Annotated in this window: 13 protein-coding genes; 8 read left to right on the top strand and 5 right to left on the bottom strand. The window is 41.2% G+C overall.

Annotated elements, in window-relative coordinates; all coding sequences use genetic code 11:
• From I4V84_RS19630 to I4V84_RS09690, 4 genes are all read left to right on the top strand, one after another.
• A partial coding sequence (locus I4V84_RS19630) for a hypothetical protein (protein WP_207748643.1) occupies positions 1 to 276 on the top strand: 276 nt, incomplete at its 5' end.
• A 447-nt stretch (positions 277 to 723) separates the two neighbouring features.
• Positions 724 to 1038, top strand: coding sequence for a helix-turn-helix transcriptional regulator (locus tag I4V84_RS09695; protein WP_195991801.1), 315 nt, complete (start codon positions 724 to 726; stop codon positions 1036 to 1038).
• A gap of 222 nt (positions 1039 to 1260) precedes the next feature.
• A complete protein-coding gene (locus tag I4V84_RS20140; protein ID WP_272113229.1) occupies positions 1261 to 1395 on the top strand; it encodes a hypothetical protein in 135 nt (44 codons plus the stop codon).
• A complete protein-coding gene (locus tag I4V84_RS09690; RefSeq protein ID WP_243284064.1) occupies positions 1385 to 1744 on the top strand; it encodes a hypothetical protein in 360 nt (119 codons plus the stop codon). Before I4V84_RS20140 ends, I4V84_RS09690 begins: the two co-directional genes overlap by 11 nt.
• Positions 1745 to 1863: 119 nt before the next feature.
• On the opposite strand, the gene I4V84_RS09685 is transcribed toward I4V84_RS09690, so the two are convergent.
• The 5 genes from I4V84_RS09685 to I4V84_RS09665 form a co-directional block, all read right to left on the bottom strand.
• Positions 1864 to 2895, bottom strand: a complete 1032-nt coding sequence (locus I4V84_RS09685) for a sensor histidine kinase (protein ID WP_195991799.1) — start codon at positions 2893 to 2895, stop codon at positions 1864 to 1866.
• Positions 2892 to 3569, bottom strand: a complete 678-nt coding sequence (locus tag I4V84_RS09680; protein ID WP_023922618.1) for a response regulator transcription factor — start codon at positions 3567 to 3569, stop codon at positions 2892 to 2894. Before I4V84_RS09680 ends, I4V84_RS09685 begins: the two co-directional genes overlap by 4 nt.
• 19 nt (positions 3570 to 3588) lie before the next feature.
• On the bottom strand, positions 3589 to 5661 hold the full coding sequence (locus tag I4V84_RS09675; RefSeq protein ID WP_195991797.1) for an ABC transporter permease: 2073 nt from the start codon (positions 5659 to 5661) through the stop codon (positions 3589 to 3591).
• A complete protein-coding gene (locus tag I4V84_RS09670) occupies positions 5651 to 6418 on the bottom strand; it encodes an ABC transporter ATP-binding protein (RefSeq protein ID WP_173719095.1) in 768 nt (255 codons plus the stop codon). Before I4V84_RS09670 ends, I4V84_RS09675 begins: the two co-directional genes overlap by 11 nt.
• Positions 6419 to 6528: 110 nt before the next feature.
• Positions 6529 to 6690: a hypothetical protein gene (locus I4V84_RS09665; protein ID WP_173719094.1), complete on the bottom strand. Its 162-nt coding sequence runs from the start codon at positions 6688 to 6690 to the stop codon at positions 6529 to 6531.
• A gap of 175 nt (positions 6691 to 6865) precedes the next feature.
• Here I4V84_RS09665 and I4V84_RS09660 point away from each other — a divergent pair, with 175 nt between their 5' ends.
• From I4V84_RS09660 to I4V84_RS09645, 4 genes are all read left to right on the top strand, one after another.
• The gene (locus I4V84_RS09660) at positions 6866 to 7075 is read left to right on the top strand and encodes a DUF6219 family protein (protein ID WP_148462673.1); all 210 of its coding nucleotides are present in this window, start codon (positions 6866 to 6868) and stop codon (positions 7073 to 7075) included.
• A gap of 3 nt (positions 7076 to 7078) precedes the next feature.
• Positions 7079 to 7534, top strand: coding sequence for a thioredoxin-dependent thiol peroxidase (gene bcp, locus I4V84_RS09655; protein ID WP_148462672.1), 456 nt, complete (start codon positions 7079 to 7081; stop codon positions 7532 to 7534).
• A complete protein-coding gene (gene yaaA / locus I4V84_RS09650) occupies positions 7534 to 8286 on the top strand; it encodes a peroxide stress protein YaaA (RefSeq protein ID WP_195983277.1) in 753 nt (250 codons plus the stop codon). The genes bcp and yaaA overlap by 1 nt, the downstream gene beginning before the upstream one ends.
• 385 nt (positions 8287 to 8671) lie before the next feature.
• A complete protein-coding gene (locus tag I4V84_RS09645; RefSeq protein ID WP_173719092.1) occupies positions 8672 to 9622 on the top strand; it encodes a helix-turn-helix domain-containing protein in 951 nt (316 codons plus the stop codon).
• The last annotated feature ends 8 nt before the right edge of the window (positions 9623 to 9630 follow it).

Genomic DNA, 9630 nt, shown 5'->3' with positions numbered 1-9630 from the left:
ATCCGGAGAGTGTTTCTTCTAAAATATTTTTATTTTGAATCTAACATAGCTATTGCAGAGAGATGTGGTTTTACTGAACGCAAAGCATTAATGTTTTTGCATTCTTTGTTGGTATGGTTGCAAGTTACTATTTGTATTCAAACTATATTGCAGGATTTTTTCCAAGAAGCTATGCGGTGGTTTGGTTTGGATTTACATCTGTTTCTCCATTATTGGCTTTTATCTGCTGGTATACAAAGGGGAAAGGAAAAGTGGCATTTATACTGTCAGCTCTGATTTTGGCAGTGTTGTTCAATATGTGCTTTCTATATGGATTCGGATATTTTAGTGCATGATACCTATTGCCGGATTGTTATTCGTCATGCGTCCTTTGACGCTGCCCGTATGCTGGTGGCAAGGTGGAAACGGGAAATCTCCCTTGAATATTTGACCGAAGAAAAGTTTGTCCCGCTAAGCACCACAGACGAGTATCGCACATCTGCAAAAGCACACGGTATCATCACAAGGGGGGACGACTGCTATCGGAGGTAATCATATGACAAATCAGAGTACAATAGATAAAGAGGTCAAGAAAAAGAGTCGTAAAAAACCGGAAGTTAAGATATATAAAATATCAATACTTGTTCTAAAGAACTAGCACATCTTCTGTAGATTCTGTATCTTTTGATTATCCATCAGTATACTAATTTTAGAGCGAATTATCGTTCTGAAGGAGGTGTTACGATGGATTTAAAAGCGGTTGGTCAGCGAATCAAGGCTGCAAGAGAGGCAAAAAATCTTACACAGGAAGAACTGGCAGCGCTGGTAAATTTAAGTACAACACATGTCAGTGTGATAGAGAGAGGACTAAAAGTAACAAAATTTGATACCTTTGTAGCGATAGCCAATGCACTTGATATATCGGCAGATGCACTGCTGATTGATGTCGTGACACATTCTGTCACAGATGTTACCAATGAATTGTCTGAAATGATAGAAAAATTACCAAAGAACGAACAGAAAAGAATTTTAAATGCAGTCAGAGCTTTTGTAGGCTAATAGAATTAACTGCAAAATTGAAGGGCATAAAGCTCTTCTTTTTTTTATGGATTCATTTGTAAAACATGTCTTTTTTCGCAATCAAAACCATGATATTATAGTTCTAAAGAACTATATATAATTCTTAAAAATAGATATAGGCAAAATGCAGGATTTGAAGATGTTAATCTGTCTGTGCAGAAAGAACGAAAGAAAGTAACACTTAAAAGAGACAAATCGGTATTGAAAGAAGTAACAGATTATGCAGTAGGACAGTTAGAAGGGAATGAATGGAAATATGAAGAGAAGTATCATTGCAGTGATCTCAGGAGCAGTGATCTTGATAATTGCGGCAAAAAGTATTTATATGAAATCTGAATCCGGTCATAAGAAAGGTGAACCGGATGTAGTTGGAACATTTTCCATAAATCGTGATGAAAATATAACTGTGGTCGCTAACCGGGAAAATATTGAAGATAGAGAAGCGTTTGCAAGAGAACTATTGCAGATGTACAAGGATGATTCTTTTCATTCGACAAAATTCTCAACAGACCATGGATATGCGACGAGCCTTGATATGTACATTTATTTATGGAAAGAGGATATTGAAGAAGGAGAGTCGGTAATGACAGCCGAATATAGGCCTATAGAATACGGAAAGGACTATGACGTTGTCAATAATCCTGATAAATTTCAACTATATATAGATGGAGAAGAGATTGAGTAAGAATTTCCTGTGGGCAAACCTTTTATCATATTTTTTAAAGAAAGATTAAAGAATAACAATACAAGCCTTTGGATAGCTGACACCACGCTGCCTGCAGGAGAAAATCTGCGGGCGTTTTTCTATTTATATGATTTTCCATTAAATCTCAATTTTGGAAAGAAGATGACTATCTTAAAGCCCTTTCCCCATTGGGAAGCAGCTTCCAGACGAAGGTTTAGATCGTCAGCCATCTTCTTAACCAAGTAAAGCCCTATACCGGTGGCTTTCTTTCTGCTGTCAGTAAAATCCCCGGTAAAGCCCTTCTGAAAAATATACGGCAGATCATATTTTTTTACACCGATGCCGTTATCCTCAACTGAAAGGACATCTGCGGTCTCCGAATGTATCATAGAGATCGTTAGCATGGGACTATCGCTGCTATATTTTATGGCATTGCTCACGATCTGTCCCAACATAAACTGAAGCCCTCTACGGTCTGTATAGACTGTTTCAGATTGCAGTTTATTGAGAATTACAAACTGCTTTTCTTCCAGAAGTGGGGCATAGTCCTCCAGAACTTCCCCCAAGCAGTCATTCAAATTGATATCCTCAAACTGATAATCCTTTGTACTGCTCTTTAACCGGGCATAGTATAACATTTGAGTGACATCCTCCTGAAGCTGACTGCGGACATAATCCAGCTTTGCTTGCAGGGGAGAAGATATTTCGTCGCTCCGATTATCCAGGAGCATAGTCAACAGCGATAGGGGCGTTTTCGCTTCATGTGCCCAGCCCTCCACATATTCTTCATAGTCCTGTAGGGCATCTGCCATACTGTTACTCTCAGTTTTGTGTTCCTGTAAAACGGATGCCAGAAGCTGGATAGATTCTCCTTCTTCCCGGCTGATGGCACTGAGCAGCCGTTCCCTGTTGCAGATGGTAGGATCACTGAGGAAATCCCGGAACAGCTCTCGGCGGGTGGTCTCCCGCTTGTTTAGCACAAACAGGATCGCTGAAAACAGAAGGATGCTTGTCAGAACCACTAACCCAATCAAGGTCTGAAATGCCTGAATGTCAGAAATCCAAAGAATGATAGAACAAAAGCAATCCACACCCAGCAGCAACAGCAGCCAAGGGTAGTACCGTTCTATTATGCGCCAAAACTGCTTCATGGAGATACCTCCGCTTCCAAACGATAGCCCATCCCACGAACCGCAACGATTCGTTGCTTCATCTCCAGACCGGACATCGTCTTTTTCAACCGGGTCAGGTTAACCTGCAAGGCATTTTCGTCTATGTATTCTGTGGTTCCCCATAGTGCTAAGCAAAGCTGCTCCGTCGTGACCAGAGCATCACCACTGGCCAAAAGAGCAACCAACAGTTTTCCCTGATTTTTGGGAAGCACCACAGAGGTGTTATGAATATAAAGTGTGTAAGTCTGCTGGTCCAACAGGAAATCCAATCCCTCTATGAGGTTGGTACGGCCTTCATACCTTTTGAGAATATTGGATACCCTGGCAAGAAGCCGGTCTTTTCTGCACGGCTTCGTCAAATATTCATCTGCACCCAACTGGAACGCTTGCAGTTCATCCTTTACCTGGTCTCTGGAAGTCAGCACCAGGACGGGGATAGCGGTTTTATTCTTTAGCTCCTGGCAGATTTGAAAGCCACTGATTTCCGGCAAATTCAGGTCTAAGATCACAAGGTCAGGACGGAGGGCTGCCAAGAGCCGAGCGGCATCTTCAAACTCGGTGATTGCCTCCACAAGATACCCGTCCTTTTGGAGCATATTGCAGAGCTCTTCCCGCATATAGACTTCATCTTCCACAACAGCAATTCTTTTCACGACAGCACCTCCTTCCAAATTATTCTTCTCTCTGTGGCTGCATCAGTGTCAGCAAATACCGATCACTGGAGCGCTTGACCACACTCATATAAACACATTCTATCACACAAAGTAGCAAAATCATAGCAGCAGATACAGGTAGCATTTCAGACACTGTCCCACGGGTTCGTGACGAGAGTATCCCTGTAAACAACGCTCTGACTCCAAACAGACTGCTGACAGCTGCAACCAATACAGGAAGTCCCATAAACCACGAAATCTGCTTTCTGGCGGACTGGCAAAGGCTTTCGTAAGTGGCTCCCAAGCGGATCAGGGTCTGGTATCTACGCCCGGTTTTCTGCTGGCTCATCAGGAACTGAACACCCACAATGGTGTTGGCAACCACCAGGAACACAATCGCCAGATAGAGGGTAATATAGATGGATGCTACGGTGTAGAAAAGCTGGCGGCCCATATTCTGAAGATAGCTTTCATATTCAAGGCCAGTTTCGTTCAGCTTCTCGCTCAAATTTAAATATGCAGTCATAAGGCTATTTCCTTCCATAGCCTGCTTACTGAGTACCGCATTCACATACGTATCATACATTCCTTGGGTATGATAGAGGAAGGCTTCATCTGGAAGAATCAATGCAAAGGACAAAGTAATAGAACGGTCCGCGACCAAATTCACAGACTGAACCTCTCCTGTAAGATGAATCGGACTGCCAACCAGTTCCGTTTCAGGATGTTCAGTAAGTATGCCGTTCAGCATTGCGGTGCGATTTACAGTAGTGAAGTCGGAACCTATATAAACAGCGGCTTCATCCTCACTTAATTTAATGACAGGTTTGCCGGACAATTCCAGTAAACGATTATAGTCTGACAGACAAATTAGATACGGATCTGTGGCATAACCAAGAGTGTTCAAAAGGACATCCCGATCTTCCGACTGGGGCAGGCTCCGAAGAGATTCCATAACAGCATCCATGCTGTAGGCATTCTCGTAATCTTCTGTGGTGCGAATATGCCCAACCTTCATTTCAAAAAGCTCAGAAAACTGATTTTCCAAACCGTTTTCGTTCAGGGTTTTCTGTATATTCAAAAGAACCTGCGCCGAATCTTCAACGGTATAATCTTCAAAGGTATAGTCAATTACATGGTCGGTGGATAGATTGTTTGTCCCTGCGATTCCTAAGCCTGCACCAAAGCAACACAGTGCTGCAAGAATCAGCAGAGAGCTGATAGCCATAGAGCTTGACTGATGAATGACATTCTCCTGAATCTGGCGGAAAGTAAATACATGAAGCTGCTTTTTTTCTTTGCCTTTTTTAACAATCAGAGCAATCAGTGCCCGCATTCCGTAGAACAGCAACATCGTACCAGCCGAACCTAACAGTAAAGTCAGTCCCATCATACTTACCTTTGTCCATGCAATTCCTTGAATTGCCATGTAATAAGCCGTTGCCAACATCACACTTGCACATACAGCAGCCAGCCCATAGAAAATAGAAGGCATTTGCTTTTTGGGACGGTTCGCTGGCTGGGATAGCAAAGTACCGATCTCCTGGCGGCTGATCCGTCCACTCAAAATCAGAAGTGCCGTCAGCTTAATTGCCAGAAATCCTGCCAACGTCCATTCAATCGCAGACCAAGATAAAGAAAACTGATGACCGATGATTCCCATGCCTACTAGCTTGGCGGTGACAAGACTGACAATTTCTGAAAGCACCACAGCCACAGGTAAACCTATGAGCATGGCAAGAATACTAGTCAGGCAATCTTCCGCCAGAAGCATACCAAACAGTTTATTTCTACGCATCCCCAACATTAGATAAACACCAAACTCATGCCGTCTGCGCTCGAACTGATACTTGCAGGCAAAATAGATCAAAAAGAAAAGAATACCCAAGGTCATTCCGTAAAACACAGGAATCAGAAGCAAGAGCCTGTTCACGGCATCGCTCTCCATCTTCTGCAAAAAGATCATAACATCCTGAGTAGAGATGGAAAGAATCATGTAAAAGGCAACAATAGAAATCACCAGGGAGCTGAAAAACAGACCGTTTTCCTTTCGGCTGCGACGGCTGTTCCGAAGAATGAGATTAGAGAACATTTGCGCCGCCCCCTCCCATTTGCGCCATCACTTTTAGGATGCGCCCGTAGAACTCCTGCTGGGATTCGTCTCCACGTCGTAGCTCATGAAAGATCACGCCATCCTGGATGAACAGGATGCGCTTACAGAAGCTGGCGGCATTGGAATCATGGGTTACCATCAGGATCGTAGCTTGTTCGTAATGATTCAGGTCGGACAGCTTCTCCATAAGACTTCTTGCGTTCTTAGAATCCAGCGCACCCGTCGGCTCATCGGCAAGAATCATTTGAGGATGCAAGATCAGAGCCCTTGCTGCCGCAACACGCTGACGTTGACCGCCGGACATCTTGGACGGAAACTTATCCAGAACATCAGTGATTTCCAGATAGTTAGTCAACTGCTTCAGCCTCTGGCTGCTTTCTGCTTCGGATACCCCATGCAAGGAAGTCGGAAGCAGGATGTTTTCTCTGCCAGTCAGGTTGTCCAGCAATTCAAAGTTCTGAAATAGATAACCAACTTTTTTGCTACGGTACTCTGCAAGAGTCTTTCCCTTGAGCGATTGCAAAGTATCCCCATCCACCTGAATGCGTCCGCCTGTGGGCTGAATCACAGTTGCAATACAGTTGAGAAGCGTGGATTTACCGGAACCGCTGCTTCCCATAATACCGAGAAACTCTCCCGGCATGACCTGAAAAGTGATTCCGTTCAGGGCTCTCGTCTGGTTTGGCAAAGTCCCATAGACTTTGGTAAGATTTTCAATATTCAAAATTGGGTTCATATGAATACCTCCTATCCATTTTTAAGTAAATGATAGCACAGAAACACAATATATAACACTTACAGTCGCTGTAAGAATTCTGTTCCTGTTTTCAGAACAAGAATGACGCATCAAGGGGGGAGAAGTATATGTTTTGTAAGAACATCGGATGGCAATGAAAAAATATGCCGGCCTGCATGGATGGCATCCTCGGCAATCAGAAGCTCTGTCAGCTTATCCATCGCTTTCCGGTAAGCCTGCTCTGTACCGCTGGCGGTGCTTCCCTCAAACATAACCGCCAGTTCTGATATGATACCCTCAAGTAGGTTTTTATATTTTTATGCCCTACTTGAGGGTATCATATCAGATATTCTGAAAAATTTTATAGGAAGGATCTATTATAAAATTGACATAGGAATGCGGTAGAGTATAATTACAATTGAATACACTGAAAAATGGAGGAATCACATGAAAGCACACAAATATTGGTCGTTAGGAGCATTTATTACCATGATTGGAACTGTTTATACAGGATATAAAGGCTTAAAATCAAGTCACAAATATTTTGCACTAAGCTCTCTGCTTTGTATGATAATGTCTATCTATACAGGACACAAAATGATTTCTGGCAGTAAAAAAACAAGAAAGAAAGCGGAAGCTACAGAAACGGAGGATTAAAAAATGTTGGAAACAGGAACAAAAGCCCCTGATTTTGAACTGCCGGATCAGAACGGAAACATGCATAAATTAAGTGATTATGCCGGAAAGAAAGTAATTTTATATTTTTACCCGAAAGATAATACAGCTGGCTGTACGAAACAGGCATGTGGCTTTTCAGATCGGTATCCTCAGTTTACAGAAAAAGGAGCTGTTATCCTTGGTGTTAGTAAGGATTCAGTAGCTTCTCATAAGAGATTTGAAGAAAAATACGGACTGGCATTTACCTTATTGGCAGATCCGGAGCGCAAAGTGATTGAGGCATATGACGTTTGGAAAGAAAAGAAGAATTATGGAAAAGTCTCTATGGGAGTAGTAAGGACGACCTATCTGATTGATGAGCATGGAATTATCATAAAGGCAAATGATAAAGTGAAAGCAGCAGATGATCCTGAAAATATGCTGAAGGAATTGGCGTGATGAAGATTATATTATCACCGGCAAAAAAGATGGTTACGGATACGGACAGCATAGCACCCGTAGGAATGCCGGATTTTCTTGATAAGACAACGAAGATACTGAGTTGGATGAAGAGCCTGGAAAAAGAGGAACTGAAAGCAATCTGGAAATGTAATGACAAGATTGCCAGGCAGAACTTTGACAGATTAGAAAATATGGATCTTTATCACATGCTTACTCCAGCTATTTTGTCTTATGAAGGAATTGCATTCCAGTATATGGCACCAGCAGTGTTTGAAGACGGACAGTTTGAGTATATCCAAAAGCATCTGAGAATTTTATCCGCATTTTATGGAAGCTTAAAGCCACTGGACGGTGTGAAACCATATCGCCTGGAAATGCAGGCAAAGGTTACAATAGGAAATACCCGAAATTTATATGACTATTGGGGAGATCTGCTATATCAGTCCGTTATTGATGACAGCCGGATCATTATTAATCTGGCATCAAAAGAATATTCGAAATGCATAGAAAAATATCTGTCACCAAAAGATACGTATATAACGATTACATTTTGTGAATTATCCGGAGAAAAGCTGGTAACAAAAGGTACTTATGCAAAAATGGCCCGCGGCGAAATGGTCAGATTTATGGCAGAAAGAGGGATTGAAAATCCAGCTGATATACAAGAATTTAACAGACTGGGCTATAGGTTTAGAGAAGACTTGTCATCAGAGAAGGAATATATTTTTGAACGGTTGTCTGCACTGTAGTGTGGTATTGCATACTAATAAAACTACATAAAATCATAGCAGAATAATAAAACTGTAATCAGGCATTTTGAGAGAGGAAGCACTGATTGTTTTGAAAGAATACTTTGCTACTCACAAGAAAGGCTGATATACCTCCAGTTTGCAGAAAAAAATGCTGGACCGGAGAGTAAAAAATACGATAATTTATATAAATGGCCTATCATAAACCTAAAGCTGAAAAGAAGGATTGATAATTTTGAATGACCATAAAGCAACTTTTGATGTTGAAAGTAACTTTGAATATCGTAGACATACAATGTCTGGTTGAAAATTCGTGGATTCTCATTTTATGTCGTGGTAATTTTGTTACATATTGGTAAACTGTAAGTGGAAGAGAGGTAGAGACATGGACACAAAAAAGATCGGAGCTTTTTTAAAGCAATGTCGTAAGGAAAAGAATCTGACACAAGAGCAGCTTGCTGAGAAATTCAGAGTGTCTGCAAGAACAGTTTCCAGATGGGAAACAGGAACAAATATGCCAGATCTTAGCATACTTGTTGAGCTTGCTGAATATTACGATGTTGAAATGAGAGAGCTCCTGGATGGAGAAAGGAGCCAGGCTATGAATAAAGAGATGAGAGAAACTTTGGACAAAGTTGCAATGTATGAAGAATGGACAAAACGAAAAGCACTACAGGCTGGAAATCTTGCCTTTGCATCAATGTTTGTGATTGGTGTAATGGCAATTATTATTCAAATGTTATTGACAATAAATATTCGTTTTATTTTAGGAGAGACAGTAAGTGTTTTAGCCGGAGGAATCCTGTATGCAACTATTATGATATACAATGGAATATGGGATAAATGTTTGCCCCAAAATACTACTGTATGGAGGGATTTTCTTACCAGCGTATTATGTTCAGGAATTTTTGCTTTCCTCTATGGCGTATGCTTGTTAAGAATGGGAGCTACAGAAACACAGATAACACGATTAGCTTTTGAATTTTGGATCGGTATTACTATTGTCGCATTTATTATTCTTAGAATTCTGACATTTATCAATCGGAAAAAGAAACAAAATCCAACAAATACTCAAAATATAAAAGAAATTTCACCATTATCTAAGATGGAATATATCAAGATTTACAATGCACAAAATATAATAGAAACGGAACAACTCATGGAAATGTTAAGACAAAATGGAATAATGGCTTTTTCACAGGAGGCAAGTGCGAATGTTGCGATGCATGGGGCACCTGGCTTTGGAATATATGGAATGGATATATTCGTAAAAACTGATGATGCAGAAAATGCAGTAGAGCTGATTAAGGAGATTCGAAATCAAGAAAAGCAGTAGAAAATTGG

Source organism: Ruminococcus sp. 1001713B170207_170306_F1, assembly GCF_015668065.1.
Lineage (GTDB): Bacteria > Bacillota > Clostridia > Lachnospirales > Lachnospiraceae > Blautia_A > Blautia_A faecis.
Note: the sequence above shows the minus strand (reverse complement) of the source record. Positions and strands in the feature narration are given on the sequence as shown.

Bases quoted from the DNA above. Each gene is read 5' to 3' on its own strand.
- I4V84_RS09695 (WP_195991801.1), top strand. From the start codon at position 724: ATGGATTTAAAAGCGGTTGGTCAGCGAATCAAGGCTGCAAGAGAGGCA.
- I4V84_RS09690 (WP_243284064.1), top strand. From the start codon at position 1,385: ATGAAATCTGAATCCGGTCATAAGAAAGGTGAACCGGATGTAGTTGGA.
- I4V84_RS09685 (WP_195991799.1), bottom strand. From the start codon at position 2,895: ATGAAGCAGTTTTGGCGCATAATAGAACGGTACTACCCTTGGCTGCTG.
- I4V84_RS09675 (WP_195991797.1), bottom strand. From the start codon at position 5,661: ATGTTCTCTAATCTCATTCTTCGGAACAGCCGTCGCAGCCGAAAGGAA.
- I4V84_RS09670 (WP_173719095.1), bottom strand. From the start codon at position 6,418: ATGAACCCAATTTTGAATATTGAAAATCTTACCAAAGTCTATGGGACT.
- I4V84_RS09665 (WP_173719094.1), bottom strand. From the start codon at position 6,690: ATGTTTGAGGGAAGCACCGCCAGCGGTACAGAGCAGGCTTACCGGAAA.
- I4V84_RS09660 (WP_148462673.1), top strand. From the start codon at position 6,866: ATGAAAGCACACAAATATTGGTCGTTAGGAGCATTTATTACCATGATT.
- bcp (WP_148462672.1), top strand. From the start codon at position 7,079: ATGTTGGAAACAGGAACAAAAGCCCCTGATTTTGAACTGCCGGATCAG.
- yaaA (WP_195983277.1), top strand. From the start codon at position 7,534: ATGAAGATTATATTATCACCGGCAAAAAAGATGGTTACGGATACGGAC.
- I4V84_RS09645 (WP_173719092.1), top strand. From the start codon at position 8,672: ATGGACACAAAAAAGATCGGAGCTTTTTTAAAGCAATGTCGTAAGGAA.